The sequence below is a fragment of the Dyadobacter sp. CY326 genome (assembly GCF_021390515.1).
Classification (GTDB): domain Bacteria; phylum Bacteroidota; class Bacteroidia; order Cytophagales; family Spirosomataceae; genus Dyadobacter.
The window spans coordinates 405,115-425,331 of sequence record NZ_JAJUXI010000006.1 but is presented as its reverse complement, the minus strand read 5'-3'; the positions used below and the strand labels follow the sequence as shown (position 1 = coordinate 425,331).

General features: G+C 45.0%; 20 protein-coding genes. 13 read left to right on the top strand and 7 right to left on the bottom strand.

Annotated features, from left to right (window positions below; all coding sequences use genetic code 11):
• Nucleotides 1-67 precede the first annotated feature (67 nt).
• The 3 genes from LZG73_RS14695 to LZG73_RS14685 all read right to left on the bottom strand — a co-directional run bounded on the left by LZG73_RS14695 (nucleotide 68) and on the right by LZG73_RS14685 (nucleotide 2,979).
• On the bottom strand, nucleotides 68-649 hold the full coding sequence (locus LZG73_RS14695) for a Crp/Fnr family transcriptional regulator (RefSeq protein WP_233850976.1): 582 nt from the start codon (nucleotides 647-649) through the stop codon (nucleotides 68-70).
• Between the two features lie 110 nt (nucleotides 650-759).
• Entirely contained in the window at nucleotides 760-1,713 is a 954-nt protein-coding gene (locus tag LZG73_RS14690; RefSeq protein ID WP_233850974.1) for a sugar phosphate isomerase/epimerase, read from the bottom strand.
• Nucleotides 1,714-1,719: 6 nt separating this feature from the next.
• On the bottom strand, nucleotides 1,720-2,979 hold the full coding sequence (locus tag LZG73_RS14685; RefSeq protein ID WP_233851039.1) for a Gfo/Idh/MocA family protein: 1,260 nt from the start codon (nucleotides 2,977-2,979) through the stop codon (nucleotides 1,720-1,722).
• 224 nt (nucleotides 2,980-3,203) lie between these two features.
• On the opposite strand from LZG73_RS14685, the gene LZG73_RS14680 reads away from it, so the two are divergent.
• The gene (locus LZG73_RS14680; protein ID WP_233850972.1) at nucleotides 3,204-4,799 is read left to right on the top strand and encodes a Na+/H+ antiporter; all 1,596 of its coding nucleotides are present in this window, start codon (nucleotides 3,204-3,206) and stop codon (nucleotides 4,797-4,799) included.
• Nucleotides 4,800-4,801: 2 nt separating this feature from the next.
• Here the strand turns inward: LZG73_RS14680 and LZG73_RS14675 are convergent, their stop codons facing one another.
• Nucleotides 4,802-6,328 carry a S8 family serine peptidase gene (locus LZG73_RS14675; RefSeq protein WP_233850969.1) on the bottom strand — a complete coding sequence of 509 codons (1,527 nt, stop codon included), beginning with the start codon at nucleotides 6,326-6,328 and terminating at the stop codon, nucleotides 4,802-4,804.
• 133 nt (nucleotides 6,329-6,461) lie between these two features.
• On the opposite strand from LZG73_RS14675, the gene LZG73_RS14670 reads away from it, so the two are divergent.
• The 11 genes from LZG73_RS14670 (at nucleotide 6,462) to LZG73_RS14620 (ending at nucleotide 17,113) form a co-directional block, all read left to right on the top strand.
• On the top strand, nucleotides 6,462-7,751 hold the full coding sequence (locus tag LZG73_RS14670; protein WP_233850967.1) for an aminopeptidase P family protein: 1,290 nt from the start codon (nucleotides 6,462-6,464) through the stop codon (nucleotides 7,749-7,751).
• A gap of 57 nt (nucleotides 7,752-7,808) precedes the next feature.
• The gene (locus tag LZG73_RS14665; protein WP_233850965.1) at nucleotides 7,809-8,045 is read left to right on the top strand and encodes a hypothetical protein; all 237 of its coding nucleotides are present in this window, start codon (nucleotides 7,809-7,811) and stop codon (nucleotides 8,043-8,045) included.
• Nucleotides 8,035-8,370: a type II toxin-antitoxin system RelE/ParE family toxin gene (locus LZG73_RS14660; RefSeq protein WP_233850963.1), complete on the top strand. Its 336-nt coding sequence runs from the start codon at nucleotides 8,035-8,037 to the stop codon at nucleotides 8,368-8,370. Before LZG73_RS14665 ends, LZG73_RS14660 begins: the two co-directional genes overlap by 11 nt.
• 80 nt (nucleotides 8,371-8,450) lie before the next feature.
• A complete protein-coding gene (locus LZG73_RS14655) occupies nucleotides 8,451-9,080 on the top strand; it encodes an MgtC/SapB family protein (RefSeq protein ID WP_233850954.1) in 630 nt (209 codons plus the stop codon).
• Nucleotides 9,081-9,286: 206 nt separating this feature from the next.
• Entirely contained in the window at nucleotides 9,287-10,135 is an 849-nt protein-coding gene (locus LZG73_RS14650; protein ID WP_233850952.1) for an EboA domain-containing protein, read from the top strand.
• A gap of 12 nt (nucleotides 10,136-10,147) precedes the next feature.
• Nucleotides 10,148-11,176, top strand: a complete 1,029-nt coding sequence (locus LZG73_RS14645; RefSeq protein WP_233850943.1) for a TatD family hydrolase — start codon at nucleotides 10,148-10,150, stop codon at nucleotides 11,174-11,176.
• Nucleotide 11,177: 1 nt separating this feature from the next.
• Nucleotides 11,178-12,047 (top strand): UbiA-like protein EboC, encoded by an 870-nt coding sequence (gene eboC, locus LZG73_RS14640; protein WP_233850935.1) that lies wholly within the window; start codon nucleotides 11,178-11,180, stop codon nucleotides 12,045-12,047.
• 40 nt (nucleotides 12,048-12,087) lie between these two features.
• A complete protein-coding gene (locus tag LZG73_RS14635; RefSeq protein ID WP_233850926.1) occupies nucleotides 12,088-13,251 on the top strand; it encodes a 3-dehydroquinate synthase in 1,164 nt (387 codons plus the stop codon).
• Nucleotides 13,248-14,450: a metabolite traffic protein EboE gene (eboE, locus tag LZG73_RS14630; RefSeq protein WP_233850924.1), complete on the top strand. Its 1,203-nt coding sequence runs from the start codon at nucleotides 13,248-13,250 to the stop codon at nucleotides 14,448-14,450. The genes LZG73_RS14635 and eboE overlap by 4 nt, the downstream gene beginning before the upstream one ends.
• A complete protein-coding gene (locus LZG73_RS14625) occupies nucleotides 14,443-15,807 on the top strand; it encodes an alkaline phosphatase family protein (RefSeq protein ID WP_233850914.1) in 1,365 nt (454 codons plus the stop codon). Before eboE ends, LZG73_RS14625 begins: the two co-directional genes overlap by 8 nt.
• Before the next feature lie 94 nt (nucleotides 15,808-15,901).
• Complete coding sequence (locus tag LZG73_RS14620) at nucleotides 15,902-17,113, top strand: saccharopine dehydrogenase family protein (RefSeq protein WP_233850912.1); 1,212 nt, start codon at nucleotides 15,902-15,904, stop codon at nucleotides 17,111-17,113.
• A gap of 36 nt (nucleotides 17,114-17,149) precedes the next feature.
• Here the strand turns inward: LZG73_RS14620 and folB are convergent, their stop codons facing one another.
• From folB to LZG73_RS14605, 3 genes are all read right to left on the bottom strand, one after another.
• Nucleotides 17,150-17,500: a dihydroneopterin aldolase gene (folB, locus tag LZG73_RS14615; protein WP_233850910.1), complete on the bottom strand. Its 351-nt coding sequence runs from the start codon at nucleotides 17,498-17,500 to the stop codon at nucleotides 17,150-17,152.
• A 6-nt stretch (nucleotides 17,501-17,506) separates the two neighbouring features.
• Nucleotides 17,507-18,523 carry a DivIVA domain-containing protein gene (locus LZG73_RS14610; RefSeq protein ID WP_233850908.1) on the bottom strand — a complete coding sequence of 339 codons (1,017 nt, stop codon included), beginning with the start codon at nucleotides 18,521-18,523 and terminating at the stop codon, nucleotides 17,507-17,509.
• A 104-nt stretch (nucleotides 18,524-18,627) separates the two neighbouring features.
• Nucleotides 18,628-19,530 (bottom strand): WD40 repeat domain-containing protein, encoded by a 903-nt coding sequence (locus LZG73_RS14605; RefSeq protein WP_233850906.1) that lies wholly within the window; start codon nucleotides 19,528-19,530, stop codon nucleotides 18,628-18,630.
• A gap of 55 nt (nucleotides 19,531-19,585) precedes the next feature.
• Between LZG73_RS14605 and LZG73_RS14600 the strand changes: the two genes are divergently transcribed.
• Nucleotides 19,586-20,215, top strand: a complete 630-nt coding sequence (locus tag LZG73_RS14600; RefSeq protein ID WP_233850904.1) for a 4'-phosphopantetheinyl transferase superfamily protein — start codon at nucleotides 19,586-19,588, stop codon at nucleotides 20,213-20,215.
• Nucleotides 20,216-20,217 lie beyond the last annotated feature (2 nt).

Sequence of the window (20,217 nt, the reverse complement as noted above, 5' to 3'; positions counted from 1 at the left end):
TAAAAAACCAATTAATTATATGACGGATACCAAAAACCCAGCTTCGCACCTACAAAAACCCAGAAAATCAATGCTTGGCTTTGAGCTTGCTTACGTAGTTTTCTGAAATGCCTAGATAGGAGGCAATATATTTTTGAGGGACGCGAAGGAAGAGTTCTTTGGATTGGTTGTGGAAAATATTCAGGCGTTCCTGGGCGGAGTGGAGACGCATTTCGCGGAGGCGTTCCTTGTGAAGAAGTCCATAACGCTCGGCGATAATTCTGCCAACATTGGATATTTCGGGATGCTTGGCATAGAGGCGATAAAGGTCGTTGCGGCAAATATAGATCAATTGGCAAGGCTCCAAAGTTTCGATAAATTCCTGGGAAGGAACTTGTCTGACAAAGCTTTCGAAGGCGTGGAAGAAATCATTTTCACTGGCGAACCACTCGGTAACCTCGTGACTTTTCCCTGCGCCATTGCTGGTAATATAGCAGCCTCGGGCGAGGCCGGTTTTGACAAACCAAAGCTTGTCGCAAATCTCACCTTCGGAAAGCAGCAGCTTTCCTTTGGGCACATTGATGGGTTTTAAAACTTGGAGAAATTCGGAATGAACGGTGTCATCAAGCGGGGCCATTGCCCCGAGAAAGGAAAGTAATTGTTTTGGCATGAATGATATAGTGTGTCGTAATAATTATGCAAGAATAGTAAAATTTCTTGCTATAAAGCAAAATAGCCCGGAATTTCCGGGCTATTTTGCTTTATAGCAATTCGTATTGTTTATGCTTTAAAAACCTCATCCATCTTCTCCCGGATGGTAAGCAGCCGTTTGCGATCACCGCCGGGGACTTCTGCGGATGCCCAGCCTGAGTAACCTATTTTTTCCAGCGCTTTATTTACTTCCGGCCAATTATTATCGCCTTCCATAAACTCCACATCGAAACCTTTCCAGAGACCGAGGTCATTTTGTTTTTTAAAGCTGAATTCTTTCAAATGAAGCTTCAAAATACGCTTGTTCAACGCCTCAATCCAGGAAGCAGGCCAGCTGTAACGGAGCACATTGCCTATGTCCAAATACCAGCCAACCATTGGATGGTTGAAATCGTCGACAAATTTTGCTGCCTCCAACGGACTGAGCAAGAACTGGTTCCAGACGTTTTCTATTGCAATTTTAACACCTGTTTTTTCAGCAATGGGAAGCAATTTGCGGATCTCGGCCTGAGAACGTTCATATGCCTCGCCATAAGTTACGTTTGCCGTCACCACGCCCGGCACCACCAGCACCGTGTTGCCACCATATTCTTTGGTGTCCCACAAAGCTTTTTCAATGGACTTGGCGCATTCTTCCCTTTTCTTTGGATCGGGGTCAGACAATGGAAGTTTCCAATGCATTGAATTCACCGTGCCGGGAATAAGCAAACCGGTTTTATCTCTTGCTGCAAGAACCTCCTTCATATCCAGCTTGTCGGGAGAATCGAGCTCTACACCGTCATAACCAAGATCTTTGAGCAATTTAAATTTGTCCATTACAGACAAATCCTCTTTAACCATTCCCCACATCAAACTCTTTTTAACCATTGGTCTGGCCAATGTGCCAGCAGGCGTAATGATGGGTGATCCCGGATTTGTAAGCAAGGATGCATTAGCAGCTGATGCATTGCCAACGGTGGCAGCACCAACCGCAGCACCGGTTGCAGCAAGAGCCGAGTTTTTCAGAAAATCTCTTCTTTGCATATGATCTTATGAAAACGCAGTGATACCAGGTCTGGCAACTTCAACAACTGGCGGCTTCATATCAAAACTATATGTATCCGGTCCCAGTTTTTCTGTCGAGTTCATTGCTTCATCCCAGGTTACGCGCTTTCCTGTGTACGCAGCCATTCTTCCCATGATCGCCAGCAATGTGCTTTGCGCCATAAATTCGCCATCATTGATCAGCTTGCCGCTTCTGATGGATGCGAAAAGCTCGTTATGCTCAGTTTGATACATATCATTTTGAACACCGTCATATTTCCATGGATTTTGACCGACGATCTCATGCACATTTCTTGCGCAGTTCACCATTGCACGGCCTTTTGTTCCAATTGTTTCAACCAGATAGCTGTTTTCGCAATTCGCCTGTTGTCTCGAATGGTGGAAACCTTTCACGCCGCCTTCATATTCGTAAGTGACAGCAAAGTGATCGAAAATATTACCGAAAAGGGCATCCGTACGAACCTGACGGCCACCCGTTCCTGTTGCTGACAAAGGCAGTTTTCCGCCCATTGCCCACGACATCATGTCAATGCTGTGCACAGCCTGCTCAACAATGTGGTCACCTGCAAGCCACGTGTAATAAGTCCAGTTACGCAACACATATTCTGCATCTGTCCAGCCTTGTACACGTGGGAAAGACCACAATGTGCCTGTATCATAAGTGTTGTAAATCGCAGAAATATCACCAACAGCGCCATCCAGGATTTTTCCGAAACTTGCACGCTTTGGCTCATGGTAACGCCAGCAGAAACCTGACATTAAGGATACATTTTTTTGTTTTGCCAATTTGGCCGCGTCCAAAACTTTGCGGACACCCGGCGCGTCAACAGCCACCGGTTTTTCACAAAAAACGTGCTTGCCTGCATTGATGGCAGCAGTCAAATGCTCTGGACGGAAATGAGGAGGCGTTGCAAGAATTACAACGTCCACACCCGAGTCAAGCACTTTTTTGAAAGCATCAAATCCAACAAATTTATGACCTTCATCAACCTTCACTTTGGCGCCATGCACCTTGGTCAGGTTTTCCAGTGAAGAATCCATTTTATCTTTGAATATATCTCCCATTGCGTGGAGAACAACATTTGGATCAGCCTTCAAAGCCTGGTTAGCCGCACCGGAACCACGTCCGCCGCAACCGATCAAACCCACTTTTAGCGTTTCAGCGTTAACCCCAGCAAACGCACGGTTTGGATTCAGGATCGTAACAGCGGGTAATGTGCTGCCTGCCAGCGCAATGCCTGCCATTTTCAGAACATCTCTTCGAGAAGTACTCATTGTAAATTAAGGATTAGGTGATAAAATTTATGATGCATTAAAGATCTTTCGGAGCAATAAAGATAGCAAGATCTGTTATTTTTCCAGCAAAGTTGAACCAAAAAATCATTCTGCGTGCTCGATAACACACAAAATGTTATAACGTCTCTTTCCATTTTTGCATACATTTATATCCCGAAACTTCACTTTCCTCTATGGTTCACGATAATTTACTATTAATCATTTCCCTCCTTTTCATCGTCTCAATGCTCACCATGCTGAGCGAAAAAATCGGAGTCTCTTATCCTATCTTTTTAGTAATCGCCGGTTTGTTCATCAGTTTTATTCCTGGCATGCCGCACATGCAGCTCGAACCGGATTGGGTGTTTCTGATCTTTTTACCACCGCTTTTATATATGGCGGCCTGGAACACTTCCTGGAAAGATTTCTGGAAAGCGCGACGGCCCATTGGATTGCTTTCAATTGGTTTAGTGGTTTTTACGGCCACGGCGGTTGCTTATCTTACGAGCGCAATCATTCCCGGATTTACATTGGCAATGGGTTTTTTACTGGGTGGCGTCATTTCTCCGCCCGATGCGGTTGCGGCAACCTCAGTTTTGCAGGGCTTGAAAGTTCCCAAGAAAGTCGTGACGATTTTGGAAGGTGAAAGCCTGGTTAATGATGCTTCTTCGCTGATCGTTTTCCGATTTGCGCTTGCAACCATCGCGACGGGCGAATTTGTGTTGTGGCGAGCTGGACTAGACTTTTTCATGGTGGCAGGAATGGGCATCTTGGTCGGGCTTGTGATTGCGGTTTTGCTCTATTTTGTTCACAAATATTTCCCGACAACGCCAGCCATTGACACCGCGCTTACATTCATTACGCCTTATATGATGTATATCGCGGCTGAACATTTCGAATATTCGGGCGTGCTCGCGGTTGTGAGCGGCGGGTTGTTTCTAAGTTTCCGCTCGCACGAAGTCTTTGCTTATCAGTCCAGAATGCAGAGCACTTACGTTTGGGAAACGGTCATTTTCCTGCTAAACGGCATTGTTTTCATTCTCATTGGGCTACAATTGCCGCAAGTCATGACCGGACTTGGCGCCTATTCGTTGTTGGAATTGCTTTCCTATGCGGTTATTATCAGCCTCGTCACCATTTTGATCCGCATCATCTGGGTTTATCCCGGCACTTATCTGCCCAGGATTTTGTCTAAAAGGGTCAGGGAAAATGAGGTGCGACCCAACTGGCAGACGACCTTTATTGTGGCATGGAGCGGCATGCGCGGCGTTGTTTCGCTGGCCTCCGCATTGGCCATCCCGTTAACGCTCGACGGCAGAGCTTATCCAAACCGTGATCTGATCTTATTTATCACATTTGTCGTAATCCTTTTTACACTTGTTTTACAGGGATTGAGCCTTCCTTTCCTGATTCGCTGGCTAAAAATTGAAGATGAAGGCGAAAACAAAAATGAACAAAAAGCGATCATTAATGCCCGCCTCGCGACGGTGAGCCTTGAATATATGCAGTCAAATTATGAAGGTGAAATCTCTCAGTTTGAGCCGTTCAGACTTTTGAAAGACCGCTACGAAAAGATCATTGAGCTTGCAGACACGCGCTATCTGGATGTGGACAGCAGTGCAACGCGCGGATTTGCAAGGGCTTACCGAAAAATGCTCGTTGAGATTGTGGGCGTCAAGCGCGAGGAAATACGAAAAATTCGCCGGGACCAGGTTTGTTCCGACGAATTGATCAAGACAAAAGAAAGGGAATTGGACTTGGAAGAAGCGAGATTAAGAAATTCCGGATGACATTAATCCCAAGCCACTTCGATCACATAATTTCTGAGATCAATGGTCGTGAAACGCTCGCCATTCTGGCGTTTCAATGCAATTTTGCCATTTTGAACTTTCGCAACTTGCTGGGCGATAACGTCTTTATCCGTTTTCTTTCTATAAATGGCAACCATTTGCTCTTCCGTGTCGACGTCAACATCGCAACTGCGTCCTTTTGCATTGATTAATTTCGCATTATCAGGCAAATAAGGCGCTTTTGCGAGTGCAAGCGCACGTGAAGCCTGCGGCACGCCGTATCCCACGAAATTGTTGCCGTAAGGATATAAATGCGCCGATTTTTCAATGAGGCTGATCAATTCTTTGTTGGTCAATTTTGGATTCGCTTGCAAAAGACAAGCCGCAAATCCCGTAATCACCGGCGCAGATAACGACGTTCCATACAGTGAGAAGCAGGAAACATTGGGTTTGACATAAGACAAAAATTCAGGCCCAACACTGCTGTAACCGATTCTGTTCCAAAGCTTTCCATTCGTCGCACCAACTGCTAAAACACCTTTTGCATCCGCCGGAGCCGAAACGATTTCCCAGCTTTTATCATCGCCTTCATTTCCAGCCGAAACGATCAGCATAATGCCTTTTCTGTCCGATGCAATTTGCGCAGCTTTTGAAATCGCGGAAGTTTTGCCGTCCATTTGCGCAGGAACGTAATTTTCTTTTGGGTCAGAAAAACCTTTGGCATAACCCAATGATGTGTTGATCAAACGCACGCCCAAGCTGTCCATCCACTCCATTGCGGCGATCCAGTTGTCTTCCTCGCCTCTGTATTCACGCAACGAATAATCTGTTCTTGCCAAATAAAACTTTGCATTGGTGGCCATTCCATATTGGATCTCATCCTGGAAATCAATGCCCGCAATGGCAGCCAAAACCTCCGTTCCATGCATATCCGAAAACGACTCGGCTGTGCTGAAAAGCAATTCTCCCGAGCGGCCAGGCTTCACGTAATCGCGAATGCCTAAAATTCTTTTATTGGAAAAAATCTGGGTAAGGGAAAGCGAAGAATCTGCACCATAAAAACCTGCGTCGATCACCCCTATGGTCACGTCTTTGGCAGAAATGTTTTCTTTCAAAAATGCATTGGCCTGAACCTGAGACATTACAGGCGCCATCTGGGCTTTTTCAACAGCCTTGGTCCGTGCAATGTAAAATCCGGGATCAATAGGAACCACTTCCTGCACAAAATCCAGCTCCCGCACTTTCATGGCCTGCTCGCTCGTCATGATTGCCGAAACCGCATTGAGCCATTTGGAACGATTAATAATGTTCACGGATTGCTCGCGCAAAGCCCGCTCGTATTCTCCCTTTACAGGAAGGTCCAGTTCGTCGGAGGCGACGAGGCCTAATTTGAGGCGGTTTTCGAGCGTTAATGCAGAAACAGCCGGTGCGGCGTTCAGGTCTTTATTTTTGAGGTAAATCCAATATTTCGGACTTGCCGATAAAAATAATGGAGCTAAAACAAACGCTAGCAAAAGCAGTTTTTTCATGAAGATTATCGCAGTTAGGTTGTATCGGTCAATAGAAAAAGAGCAACGGATTTTTACAAGTTTGTCGCCCTACTTTTGAACAAGATAAACGTAATTTTACAAATTAAATTACCAGTTACAAAATTAAACAACCATGCGTTACGCCCCGATCGGTCAGGAGCTTTTTACAGAAAATCGCCGCCGACTTACCCAGTTATTGAAGCCAAAGTCACTCGTTATATTGAACTCCAACGACATTATGCCAACCAATGCGGATGGCTCGATGGGTTTCAAGCAAAATACGGACCTGTTTTATCTTACCGGTGTGGATCAGGAGGAAACCATCCTCGTTCTCTCGCCCGAACATCCCGATGAAAAGCTGCGCGAAGTGCTTTTTTTGAGGGAAACCAATGAAATGATTGCCGTTTGGGAAGGTGACAAACTGACCAAGGAACAGGCACGCGGAGTAACGGGCATTAAGACGATTTACTGGACCCATCAATATGAATCTGTTTTCAGGAACATTGTTTTTGAAGCCGAGCAGGTTTATTTGAACACCAACGAACACACGCGCAACGATTCCCAGGTGCAGACGCGCGAAACGCGATTTGTGAATGAATTCCGGGAAAAATATCCGCTGCACACATTGCTAAGGCTCGCGCCGCTGATGCATCAGTTGCGTGCGATTAAGCAGCCAAGGGAAATTGAGTTGCTTCAAAAAGCCTGCGACATTACGAAGCTTGGTTTCGAGCGGCTCCTAACATTTGTCAAACCGGGCGTTCAGGAATTTGAGGTGGAGGCCGAGCTCCTGCATGAATTTATCCGCAATCGTTCAAAAGGCTTTGCTTACCAACCGATTATCGCATCCGGCGCCAATGCGTGCGTGCTGCATTACATTCAGAATGAGCAGCCTTGCAAAGATGGCGACCTGCTTTTACTGGACGTGGCGGCTGAATATGCCAATTATGGAGCAGATTTAACCAGAAGCATTCCCGTTAATGGTCGTTTCACCAAAAGGCAGCGGGATGTTTATGATGCGGTTTTACGCGTTTTTAAAGCGGCAAAGGGAATGTTAATTGCGGGAAATATCTGGGATGAATATCATTTGGAAGTCGGTAAAATCATGGAGAGTGAGCTGATCGGCCTGGGCTTGATTACCAAAGATGACATTGCCAAACAAGACCCGGAGACACCTGCTTACAAGAAATATTTCCCGCATGGAACCTCTCATTTTCTGGGATTAGATATTCACGACGTGGGCAACAAATATCGCCGTTTCGAGCCGGGAATGGTGTTTACTTGCGAGCCGGGCATCTACATTCGGGAAGAAGGTTTAGGCATTCGTTTGGAAAATGACATTCTGATTACAGAAAACGGCAACATTGATCTCATGGCGCACATTCCTATTGAAGCGGAGGAAATTGAGGAGATTATGAACCGATGAGATGAATGCTTTGATGCATTCTTTTTTGTAAATTTGTTCAGATCAAATTGAAATCAAATGGAAAACACGATCAATTTTAATATTCCGTTGTCGTTCCAGCAGCTCCTGGATTTGGTAAGGCAATTACCAAGACCCGAGCGCGAAAAACTGGTTACAGTTATCAGAGACGAGGACTTCGACGATGAAGAACCAACCAAAGCTCAGATCCTTGAAAACTTGAAGCAGGATTATATTGCTTTGAAAGCGGGAACATTAAAAACATGGCCACTTAAAGATGTTTTAAATGAGCTTTGAATTAATTGTTTCCACACACTTCAAAAAAGAATTAAAACGGCTCTCCAAAAAATATTCTTCCTTAAAAGACGACGTCAATAAGCTAGGTGAAAGCCTCACCGAGAATCCCGCCCAAGGCACACCTATTGGAAAGGATTGCTTCAAAATCCGCTTAGCAATAAAGAGCAAAGGCAGAGGTAAAAGAGGCGGTGCACGGGTAATAACCTGCGTTTTCATTTTGCAAGAAGAGGTGGTGCTCCTAAGCATATACGACAAAGCGGAACAGGAAAACATCAGTGCAAAGGAAATAGAAGATCTGCTAAACGATATTGCCAGAAACCAATAACATTATACTACATTCATTAAAAGCCGGGAGATTTAGCGTCTTTCCGGCTTTTGGTTATTAACAACCCTTGGTTTTTAGAAATGGAGTTTTTGCCGGAGGACATTCATAAGCTGTTGATTTCATTTTTTCTGGGCGCTATTATTGGCACGGAGCGGGAATATCGAAGCAAGTCAGCGGGGCTCAGGACGATGATTTTGATCGCTGTGGGCTCAACATTGTTTACCATTATTTCAATCAAGATCAGTTCAGATGCCGGACGGATCGCCGCGAACATTGTCACGGGAATTGGGTTCATTGGCGCAGGAATTATCTTCCGGGAAAATAACCGGGTTGTGGGCATTACAACGGCCGCCATTGTGTGGGTTACGGCGGCAATAGGAATGGGCATTGGCGCCGGATTTTATGAGGTTACCATTGCGACATTTGTAATTTCAGGCTTGTCGCTGGTGATCCTGGCCCCAATCCAGCAATTTATCCGCAAAAAAAGCCAGATCCGCAATTACAGGCTTGTATGCCCTTATCAGAAAAAGACGCTGAAAATGTACGAGGAGCTTTTTAAAGAGCATAATCTGAAAATTTTGCAAGGCCAGCAAAGTCGGTTGGGCGGACAAATTACCGGAAACTGGACATTGCAAGGGTCGGAAAAAAAACACGAAAAACTTACGCACCATTTGCTGAACGATTCGGGAATTGTAGAATTCGACTTTTAACCCGATGGGACATTTAAAGCAGATTAGATTTTCATTAAAAACAGGTGTGAGATCCTTAAACATGCGCCTTTTCTAGCCGGGAATGCGTTATAACAACAATAAGGGAAACTTTATATTTAAAAAATACTTTATAAATAAATCAACCCACATTCTAGCATGATTTACAAGGCCAAAACCTTCGTAAATCAGAATTACATTGCTTCGTTATGCCCGACATCATTAAACAAAAGCTTTGGGAAATACTGGACCTCAACACTTCGGGACCGGAGGCCGACTGGTTACAAAGCCGCGCCGCTGCAAGTCCCATGGATTTGATGACCGCATTTGTTGCCGCTCCCAGGTTTCTCTCAAAAAAAATAATTGCACTGGATAAAGACCAAAAATGGGCGCTTAATGCAGAAATTTCCGGATTTTCTGTGGACGGCTGGTCGCTTGTGAGACTTGCACGCGTTTGGTTTTTGACGAATCTGGATGCTTCTGATAAAGAGGAATATGTCAAGAACATCGAAACGCTCTTCGATACGGCTGAAATGAATGAACTGGTGGCGCTTTACGCTGCATTGCCCGTGCTGTCTTACCCGGATCAATGGCTTTTTCGGGCCACGGACGCGGTTCGTTCCAATATGGGTTTTGTTTTTGACGCCATCGCATTGCATAACCCTTACCCCGCGAAACATTTTAGCGAACTGGCTTGGAATCAGCTGGTTTTAAAAACAATATTTAATGATAAGCCCATCCATTTCATAGAGGGATTGGAAATTCGGGCGAACGAAAAACTTGCATTTACACTTTCTGACTTTGCGCACGAGCGCTGGGCAGCGGGGAGAAGCGTTCCGGCGCAGGTTTGGCGATTGGCTGGCAAATTTTTCAACCAGACATTAATGCCCGACATTCAGCATTTGTTTGATTCTGAGAAAGATGAAGACAAAAAGGCAGCCGCGCTCGCATGCAATGATTCGTCATTTCCAGCGGCCCAATATCTTTTGGCTAAATACACTGATCTTGAAAAAGCGGTTAAGTCGGGCGCGTTGACCTGGGCTGACCTTGAACATTGACACCTGAACCTTATGTGCTTGAATAATAATGATATAGCAACAAATCCTTCGCATTTTGAAGACAGCGAAGAGACAGTCGCCGCGCCTGCGCACCGCGACATTGCGTGGAACGACTATAAAGACCTGATCAAAGGAATGCGCTTTTTTGACCCGCATATCCACATGGTTTCCCGCACCACGGACGATTATCAGGCCATGCATCAAGCCGGAATTGTGGCTTTGATCGAGCCTTCTTTCTGGGTTGGACAGCCGCGAACGGGACTTTCGAGCTTCAAAGATTATTACAGCAGCCTGGTGGGTTGGGAAAGATTCCGCTCTTCGCAATTTGGCATTAAACATTATTGCACTATGGGACTCAACTCCCGCGAGGCCAATAATGAGGCGCTTGCTGAGCAGGTTATGGAGATTTTGCCATTGTATATTTATAAAGAAGGCGTTGTGGGCGTAGGCGAAATTGGTTTTGATGATCAGACGCCTGCGGAAGAAAAATATTACAGATTACAGCTCGAACTTGCTAAGTCTGCCAAGCTTCCTGTGCAGATCCACACGCCGCACCGCGACAAGAAAAAAGGAACGGAGCGCAGCATGGCCATTGCGCTGGAACATGGCATTGATCCTTCGTGGGTAATTGTGGATCATAATAATGAAGAAACGGTCAAAAGTGTTTTGGACAAGGGTTTTTGGGCGGCTTTCACGATTTATCCTTTTACCAAAATGGGCAATGAGCGCATGGTAAAAGTGGTGGAACAATATGGCCCCGAACGCATTATGGTCAATTCCGCTGCTGACTGGGGCATTTCCGATCCGCTAGCGATTCCAAAAACCGCTGCATTGATGAAAATGCGGGGCATTTCAGACGAAACCATCCGCATGGTAACCTATCAAAATGCGATTGATGCTTTTGGTAAAAGCGGGCAGATTGATGTTTCTGATTTTGAATCGGGTTATGCGATTGATCACACGGAAAAGTTTCATGGAAACAGCATTCTGAGAGGCGGACAGCAACCTTCGCCTGCCAAAGATTCATTAGTAATTCAATAAAGTGAGCATCTTAAAACCTTATCTGCAGCTAACACGTCCTGCCAATGTTGTCACCGCATTCACTGATATTCTTGCGGGAATGGCCATTGTACAATTTACCTTTTCGGATTACAGTCCTGCCCTTCTGCTCGTCTCTACATTAGGTTTATACGGCGGCGGCGTGGTCATGAACGACGTTTTCGACGCCAAACTCGACGCCATTGAACGACCCGAACGTCCAATTCCGAGTGGAAAAGTGCCATTAAGGTCAGCGACAATGCTGGGCATTTCGCTGCTATTCCTGGGCATTCTGGCAGCCACAATGTTTAGTGCTTTAAGCGGAATGATCGCGATTATCGTCGCCATGCTAACCGTTTTATATAACCGATTTGCAAAACATAGCCGCATTCTTGGCCCGCTAGCCATGGGCATGTGCCGCGGGGGAAATCTCATTCTCGGCATGAGCGTGCTTCCCGAATCACTCCAACAATGGGCTTGGATTGCTCTGTTTCCCATTCTTTATATTGGTGCGATCACATTAATAAGCCAGGATGAAGTGCACGGCGGGAAGAAAACAACGCTTTATATTGCGGCGCTGCTTTACCTGGTTGTCATCTTTGCGCAAGTTAGGCTTGCTAATGAGCATGGAAACCTGCTTTATACATTGCCATTTGTTTTGTTACACGCCTGGCTCATTTTCAGGCCATTATGGAATGCAATGCAGAATCCGGTCGGGCCGATGATTGGCAAGGCGGTGAAGGCGGGCGTCATTTCGCTGATCGTGATGAATGCTTCCTGGTGCGTTGCTTTCGGGTTATGGCCTTTGGCATTGGTGGTTTTGGCGTTATTGCCTTTGTCGATGCTCTTGGCAAAAGTTTTTGCGGTAACTTAGTGTTAAAAATTTCTTTTTTGCGTGTTCAATGTCGATTTCAATGCAAACCATACAACAGCGTTTCCAGGTAGAATACAATTACTCCGTGTTCTTTACCGAAAATTTATTTGATATAAAAAACCCTTCTTTACAAGATTTTTTTAAACAATATACTGAACAAGGCTTTCAACGTAAGGCTTTGGTCATTGTGGATGCGGGGTTTGCTAATTATCATTCTGATTTATCCAATCAGATCCAGTCCTATTTTACTGCATCAGTTTCTCATATCCAGCTTGCACCGGAAATTATCATTGTTCCGGGCGGTGAAGCTTGTAAAAATGATCCTGCGCTTTTTGATAGTCTCGTGGAAGCAGTGGACACTTACGGCATTGACAGACATTCGTTTATCATTGGCATAGGCGGCGGTGCGGTGCTGGATTTGGTCGGTTATGCTGCGGCTGTTTCACACAGAGGCATTAAACTGATCCGCATTCCGACAACGGTTTTATCACAAAATGACTCCGGCGTTGGCGTGAAAAACAGCATTAACTTCCGCGGAAAGAAGAACTTTCTCGGAACATTTGCGCCTCCTGTTGCCGTGTTCAATGATCTTACTCTGCTCAGAACATTGGATGACCGCGATTGGCGTGGAGGCGTTTCGGAAGCGATAAAAGTGGCTTTGATTAAAGATGCATCGTTTTTTGAGTGGATTGAGGAGCATACTGCTGCATTGGTAAACCGGGACGAAGAAGCCATGGCCTATCTGATTCACCGTTGCGCAGAGATGCATACAGACCACATTGCTGGCGGCGATCCATTCGAATTTGGTTCATCCAGACCTTTGGATTTTGGGCACTGGGCAGCGCATAAGCTTGAATTTTTAACTGGCTTTCAGGTTCGCCATGGCGAGGCTGTGGCGATAGGCATTGCGCTGGATTGTGTTTATGCCAATAAGATCGGGCAACTTGCAGACCAAGATTTAAGCCGTATTTTGGACGTTTTGGGAAAATTAGGCTTTGACCTTTTTCACCCGAAATTATCTGAAAACGATAAAATCAATCTTCGTAATGGCTTGAATGAATTCCGCGAACATTTGGGCGGAAGGCTTACCATTATGCTTTTGGAAAAAATTGGAAAAGGCATAGAAGTGCACGAGCTAGACGCCGATATCATCGCACAATCCGTTGATTATCTGGAAGGAACAAAAATAATTCATGCATTATGATTACGCCTTACGGACATCTGACCTATTGCAGCAATATTCATCCTGGCGAAAAATGGGCTGACCATTTCCAGTCTCTTCGGGATAACATTCCCTATATCAGACAGCAGCTTGCGCCGGGTCAATCATTCGGGTTAGGCCTTCGTGTTGCCAATGAGGCGTCGATTGAATTGAGTAAGCCGGAAGTTTTGCAGGAATTCAAAAACTGGTTGAAAGAGCAGGACGTTTACGTTTTTGTGATCAATGGCTTTCCTTATGGCGGTTTTCATAACACAGTCGTGAAAGACGACGTGCACGCGCCCGACTGGACAACCACGGACCGACTTGATTACACGATCCGCCTTGTCAACATTCTGGCCGAACTCCTTCCCGAAGGTATGCACGGAGGCGTTTCCACGCCGCCGCTCTCTTATCGTTTGTGGTGGACAACGATGGAAGAAAATATTAATGCTACGGAGCAAGCCACAGATCACGTTTTGCAGCTGCTGGACGAATTGATCAAAATTGAAAAGGAAACAGGCAAGCTGCTTCACCTTGACATTGAACCCGAGCCTGATGGCATTCTGGACAATGCAGTTGATTTCGTGAAATGGTATCGCGATGTGCTTTTGCCAAGAGGAACAGCTTATTTATTACAAAAATACGGTGTTACTGAGGAACAAGCCAAAGCAACGATTTTAAAGCACATTCAGCTTTGTTATGACATTTGCCATGCGGCGGTTGGTTACGAAAATCCGCAGGAAATTCTGGATTCACTTGAAGAAGTCGGCATTCAGGTCGGCAGGATTCAGGTTAGTTCTGCGCTGAAAGTAAATTTTTCAAATGAGCGGGAAATTAAGCTGAAAGCGATCGAGACATTCGATGAGCCTGTGTATTTGCATCAGGTTGTGGCATTGAATGAGGACGACACCAAGTCACATTATCCTGATCTGAAAGAAGCGTTGACGGCTTGGAATGACAAACAAAAAGAATGGCGCGTGCATTTCCACGTTCCGCTTTTTATCCATTCTTACGGCGTGCTGGAATCGACGCAGGGTGATATTATTAAAACCCTTGCTATTCACAAGCAAAAGCCGTTTTCGGCATTTTTGGAAGTGGAAACCTACACCTGGGGCGTTTTGCCCGAAGACATGCAGAAACCCATCGGCGACTCGATCGTTCGTGAAATTGAATGGGTGAAGAAAATACTCAGTTATGAATAAAACAGTCGTTATTGACATCGTAGGTTTAAGCGCAAACCTGATCGGCGAGCATACGCCTTTTCTTGCCAAGTATTTAAAAGACAGACATTTAACACCTATTAAGCCTGTTCTTCCTGCTGTAACTACAACGTCACAAAGCACTTATATCACCGGAAAATGGCCTGCCGAAAACGGGATCGTTGGCAATGGCTGGTACGATCGCGAAGATTCGGAAATTAAGTTCTGGAAACAATCGAACAAGCTCGTTAAGGGGGATAAAATCTGGGATGCGGCCAAAAAGCTGGACCCAACATTCACTTGCGCGAAAATGTTTTGGTGGTATAACATGTATTCCACTGCCGATTTCTCTGTAACGCCGCGCCCGCAATATCACGCAGATGGCGTGAAAGCGCCTGATTGTTACGCCTATCCGCCCGAAATGCGCGATGAATTGCAAAAAGATTTGGGTCAGTTTCCGCTTTTCAATTTCTGGGGTCCAAATGCGAACATTAAGTCTACCAAATGGATTGCAGATTCGTCCATGTGGGTTGAAAAAAAGCATAACCCAACATTGACATTAATTTATCTGCCACATTTGGATTATTGTCTGCAAAAATTCGGGCCGGATTTTTCAAAGATCAGCAATGAATTGAAAGAGATTGATGACGTAGTTGCAGAATTGGTTCAGTTTTACGAAGCACGCAATGCGAAGATCATTCTGCTTTCGGAATATGGCATTAATCCGGTCAGCAATCCAATCCATATCAACCGGATTTTAAGAAATAAAGGCCTTATTTCTGTCCGGACTGAGAGATGGTATGAATTGCTGGATGCCGGAATTTCAAAAGCATTTGCCACTGCCGATCACCAGATTGCGCATGTTTACCTGAATGATCCTTCGGTTAAAGATCAGGTTATCAATGCCTTGAAGAAAGAACCTGGCATTGATCTAATTCTGGATCGTGAAGCGCAAAAAGCATATCACATTGACCACGAACGCGCCGGTGACCTGGTTGTGGTTGCCAAGCCTGACAGCTGGTTCACCTATTATTATTGGCTGGACGACGCCAAAGCACCGGATTATGCACATTTGGTCGACATTCACCGCAAGCCGGGTTACGATCCGGTGGAAATGTTTATGGATCCTAAAAATCCGCTCATTAAGCTTCGCGCCGGTTATAAATTAGCACGTAAACTGATGGGATTCAGATATTTAATGGATGTCATTCCACTCGATGCAACATTGGTCAAAGGCTCGCACGGAAGCGTGAATGTGCCAAAGGAATATTTTCCGATCTGCATTACGGATTCCGCTTTGGAGAAATCTGAAATAGAAGCGGTTGATGTCTACGATGTGATTTGGAACCATTTAACTTGAAAAATTAACCGGTCATTCTATCTTTGCCGAAAATTGGATTAGACTTCCAAGGTTTTGGAAACCTGGAATGTCTCTCACGCTCAAACGAAATAAAATGTCGAAGGTTCTGATCATTGGTGCAGGTGGAGTTGGAAGTGTTGTTGCCCATAAATGCGCGCTGAATAGCAATGTTTTTACGGAAATCATGCTGGCAAGCCGCACAAAATCCAAGTGCGATAAAATCGCTGCTGAAATTAAAGAAATGCATGGTGTGACCATTGAAACGGCACAAGTTGATGCTGATATCGTTGCAGAAACAGTGCTGCTCATCAAGCGTTTTCAGCCCAAATTGCTCATCAATGTCGCCTTGCCATATCAGGATCTGACGATTATGGAGGCTTGTTTGGCAACCGGGGTGCATTATCTGGACACAGCCAATTATGAGCCAAAAGATGTTGCCAAATTTGAATATAGCTGGCAATGGGCGTATCAGGAAAGATTTAAGGAAGCTGGCTTAATGGCCGTTTTGGGCTGCGGCTTCGACCCGGGTGTAACGCAGGTTTACACGGCGTATGCCAACAAGCATCATTTCGATGAAATGCATTATCTGGATATCATCGACTGCAACGCCGGTGACCACGGAAAAGCATTTGCCACAAACTTCAACCCTGAAATCAACATTCGGGAAATCACGCAACCGGGACGTTACTGGGAAAATGGCGAATGGGTTGAAATTCCAGCCATGTCCATCCACAAACCGATCGATTATCCCGGAATTGGTCCGAAAGAAAGTTATGTGCTTTACCACGAAGAGCTTGAATCTTTGGTAAAAAACTTCCCTACATTAAAACGCGCGCGCTTCTGGATGACATTCGGGCAAGCTTACATTACGCATTTAAATGTGCTTGAAAATGTGGGCATGACGAGCATTAAGCCGATCAAATTCAACGGAATGGACATTGTTCCATTGGAATTTCTGAAAGCTGTGCTTCCTGCTCCGGATTCTTTGGGAGAAAATTATTCAGGACAAACTTCCATCGGATGCCAGATTAAAGGCATTGAGAATGGTGAAGAAAAAACCTATTACGTCTGGAACAACTGCGATCATGCGGAATGCTATCGCGAGGTGCGGGCACAGGCTGTGAGTTATACAACGGGCGTTCCGGCTATGATAGGCGCAATGCTGATGCTGACCAACGAAGAATGGATGAAGCCGGGCGTTTACAATGTTGAAGAATTGAATCCTGATCCTTTTATGGATCTGCTTAATCAGCACGGATTGCCCTGGAATGAGCGCATTAACATTCCCTTGCCTCACGAATATTGATATAAAAAGAAATCCCGCCGAAAGCGGGATTTCTTTTTAACCTTCCATCGTAATCATCGCCCGCGTACAGACGCCTCCTACGGGTGGGTTGAATTTGGAAACCCGAACTTGGATATTTGCCACAACCGGGTAATGTTCTCTTATTTTTTCAATTACAGTGAAGCCAATGTGTTCCAGCAACTTAGCTGGCTCTTGCATTACTTTTGACACAATCTGATAAATCGTTTCGTAATTGACGGTTTCGCTGAGCTTATCTTCTTGCGCCGCTTTGAAAAAATCGGTGGTAATGATAATGTCCAATGCGTATTTGTTGCCAATTCTCTGCTCCTCAGGATAGTAACCATGATAAGCGAAAAATTCGAGGCCTTCGAGGCTTATTGTTCCCAATGTATACTAGATTTGATCAAAAAATGAACCTCCACCTGTTTTTCTAGGCTGGTTTTCTGGAACGCGCGGCCTGTTCACCGGTGTATTTTCCCTGGCCCGCTCCGTTCTCTGCAACTCTGCCAATGCCTTCGCCGATTCCTCGGCAGCACTGCTTTTCACTTCTTCTTTTACACTGTATTCAGCAACTTCCTCAACAGGCTCTGGTTCCGGCTCAACAATTTCAAGCTCTTCAACAATCTGAGTTGGCTCTTGCTCTTCAAAAGGTGGTTCTGCTACAAAATCTTCCTCTTCTTCAATAACAACTTCACTTTCTGTATCTACAACTTCAAATTGCACTTCCGGCTTGTCATCCAAAAGCACAACTTCGCCTAATTTTGGTTCGGCGGGCTCTTCTGTTTCCTCCGTAACAACTCGCGCCTCTGAAAGATAGGATGGCTTTTTAGGGATTTCAATTTCAGCAATGTGCTGTTTGATTTCCTCCATTTTATTCAAAACAGACTGTTTATCATATTTCTGTTCGAAGCGCTCAACCGTCTCAATGGTGTTGTTTGCCAATGACGAAAGCTGTACAATCAAGTTATCGCGGAAGTTTTCAATTGCTCTGAAATCACGCTCCTGCAACTTCACTTCTGCCGCAAAATCTTCCTTAAAACGCTTCAACCTTTCCTCTGTTTCGCGGATAACCTGATTGGTCCTGTTCTCGGCTTCGCTTACCAAATCATTGGCTGTCGTCCTCGATTCTTCGATCCGTTTTTCAGCATTTTCATTCGCCTCTTTCTCTATCAGCTTGCTGGTGTCTTCCGCTGCTTTTAATGTCCTGAAAAGCGTCGATTCGATGTCTTTAAGCTTGCTAAGTTCCTTTTCAGCATATTCAAGCTGCATTTTCAACAGGCTGTTTTCGCTAGAGAAACGCTCCCATTCTTGCGACAACGAGTTCAGAAAAGCATCTACTTCGTCCGGGTCGTAACCTCTGAAAATCTTTTCAAAAGTATGCTTGCGTATGTCTATAGCGGATATTTTCATGATGCATTCTATGCTTTGGTACTTAGTTATTAACAGTCGTGTAAGATAAAGATATATGGATCATTTTTCAAAGTATTTACCAATAATACCATATTATAAGTATGCTACGCTCCTACTTCCCAAACCGAAATCATTCGGTCGTCACTGCAAGAAATCAGCTGGTTTTCGAAGCTCGTCCAGAGGAGTTTATTGACCGAAGTTCCATGTCCTGCATGCCGTGCGCGGTCAATGATCTTTTTTAATTTAAAAGTCGCAGCATCCCAGACTTTTACCGATTTGTCCATGCTGCAAGAGGCGAATAAGGTGTGATCGGGACTGAAAACAATGTCGTTAACCGCATATAAATGGGCCGGAATGTCTGAAACCATCTCATAAGCGTCATTTACATCCCAGATCATAATGTGTGCATCGCGACCGGTTGTGAACAGATATTTCCCGTCCGGTGAATATTTAACGGAAAAAACAGAGTTACCATGCGACTGGATTGTCTTTTTTAAACCAAAGCCATCCAGATCAAAGATATTGACATTGCTGTCGCTGTCACCAATGGCGAATTCCCGCGTGTCAGGATTGATCGCAATCGTCCGAATGCTTTTGTTGGCGACCTTGATGTGTTTTTGAACGGCAAATGAAGCGACATCCATCACAACCACCACGCCATCGCCCAAGGCAATCAGCGCTTTATCATCATAAAACTGAATGTCAAATATCGCAGCGGTGGTTATTTTTGAAGTTTTCTCAATCCTGTTCTCCGCAATGTTGAGCACCTGAATGCCTTCATAATTCTGTCCGATCCACAATGCATTGTGTGCTTTTTCGAGCCCCAGCGCATACACTGAAACGCCGACTTTGGCTACGAGCTTTCCAAGATCGGGCTTGTTGAGATCCCATTGAATTACAAAGCCGTCGCCGCCCGCAGAGTAAAAGCCATGTGAAGTGTTGTCTGAAATAATTGTATAAACACTGTCTTTGTGACCGGAAAAAGTATCTACTTTGCGGATGTTCATGCTTTATTTGTGAAAGGGATTAAGCTCAAAAATAGAAATTGTAAACAGAATAATTATGCCGCTCGTTCATTCCGAAAAGATTGAAGAGATCAGTACACTGCTCCTCTGGAAACTGACCGAACCGGTAAACGAGCTCACCGAAAACCTGGGCAATGCGTTCAATTCGGAAGATATTCTGACCATTTCACACCCTCAAAAACTCCGCGAATGGCTTGCAAGCAGGCTGCTTATCAAGAAGCTCGCCGAACAATTTGGCATTAATTACATTGGCACACATAAAGACAAGCACGGCAAAGCTTTCCTCGTCGATAACGACTCCCACATTTCCATCACCCATACTTTCGATTTCGTAGCCGTTGCCATAAACCCGTTGGCGGCAGTGGGCATTGATATGGAAAAGATCGATCCAAAGTTGCAGCGCACTTCCAAGAAATATCTGTCACAACCCGAATTTGAACATGCGGGCGACCAAATGGAATTGCTATGCATGTATTGGTGTGCCAAAGAAGCGCTTTACAAACTTTACGGCAAGAAAAAAATCAGCTTTCGCGATTCCATTTACATAGAACCTTTTGGTACGAAAGCCGAAATGTTAAAAGGAAGGTTAACAGATGAAGATATGGTCATTACGGCCAATATCACCATTCGTTGGTTTGATCAGCATTGCCTCGCAATTGCGTTGTAATG

What these genes read in the sequence shown, in the direction of transcription:
- LZG73_RS14695 (WP_233850976.1), bottom strand. Translation starts at nt 649, where the DNA reads ATGCCAAAACAATTACTTTCCTTTCTCGGGGCAATGGCCCCGCTTGAT.
- LZG73_RS14690 (WP_233850974.1), bottom strand. Translation starts at nt 1,713, where the DNA reads ATGCAAAGAAGAGATTTTCTGAAAAACTCGGCTCTTGCTGCAACCGGT.
- LZG73_RS14685 (WP_233851039.1), bottom strand. Translation starts at nt 2,979, where the DNA reads ATGGCAGGCATTGCGCTGGCAGGCAGCACATTACCCGCTGTTACGATC.
- LZG73_RS14680 (WP_233850972.1), top strand. Translation starts at nt 3,204, where the DNA reads ATGGTTCACGATAATTTACTATTAATCATTTCCCTCCTTTTCATCGTC.
- LZG73_RS14675 (WP_233850969.1), bottom strand. Translation starts at nt 6,328, where the DNA reads ATGAAAAAACTGCTTTTGCTAGCGTTTGTTTTAGCTCCATTATTTTTA.
- LZG73_RS14670 (WP_233850967.1), top strand. Translation starts at nt 6,462, where the DNA reads ATGCGTTACGCCCCGATCGGTCAGGAGCTTTTTACAGAAAATCGCCGC.
- LZG73_RS14665 (WP_233850965.1), top strand. Translation starts at nt 7,809, where the DNA reads ATGGAAAACACGATCAATTTTAATATTCCGTTGTCGTTCCAGCAGCTC.
- LZG73_RS14660 (WP_233850963.1), top strand. Translation starts at nt 8,035, where the DNA reads ATGAGCTTTGAATTAATTGTTTCCACACACTTCAAAAAAGAATTAAAA.
- LZG73_RS14655 (WP_233850954.1), top strand. Translation starts at nt 8,451, where the DNA reads ATGGAGTTTTTGCCGGAGGACATTCATAAGCTGTTGATTTCATTTTTT.
- LZG73_RS14650 (WP_233850952.1), top strand. Translation starts at nt 9,287, where the DNA reads ATGCCCGACATCATTAAACAAAAGCTTTGGGAAATACTGGACCTCAAC.
- LZG73_RS14645 (WP_233850943.1), top strand. Translation starts at nt 10,148, where the DNA reads ATGTGCTTGAATAATAATGATATAGCAACAAATCCTTCGCATTTTGAA.
- LZG73_RS14635 (WP_233850926.1), top strand. Translation starts at nt 12,088, where the DNA reads ATGCAAACCATACAACAGCGTTTCCAGGTAGAATACAATTACTCCGTG.
- eboE (WP_233850924.1), top strand. Translation starts at nt 13,248, where the DNA reads ATGATTACGCCTTACGGACATCTGACCTATTGCAGCAATATTCATCCT.
- LZG73_RS14625 (WP_233850914.1), top strand. Translation starts at nt 14,443, where the DNA reads ATGAATAAAACAGTCGTTATTGACATCGTAGGTTTAAGCGCAAACCTG.
- LZG73_RS14620 (WP_233850912.1), top strand. Translation starts at nt 15,902, where the DNA reads ATGTCGAAGGTTCTGATCATTGGTGCAGGTGGAGTTGGAAGTGTTGTT.
- LZG73_RS14610 (WP_233850908.1), bottom strand. Translation starts at nt 18,523, where the DNA reads ATGAAAATATCCGCTATAGACATACGCAAGCATACTTTTGAAAAGATT.
- LZG73_RS14605 (WP_233850906.1), bottom strand. Translation starts at nt 19,530, where the DNA reads ATGAACATCCGCAAAGTAGATACTTTTTCCGGTCACAAAGACAGTGTT.
- LZG73_RS14600 (WP_233850904.1), top strand. Translation starts at nt 19,586, where the DNA reads ATGCCGCTCGTTCATTCCGAAAAGATTGAAGAGATCAGTACACTGCTC.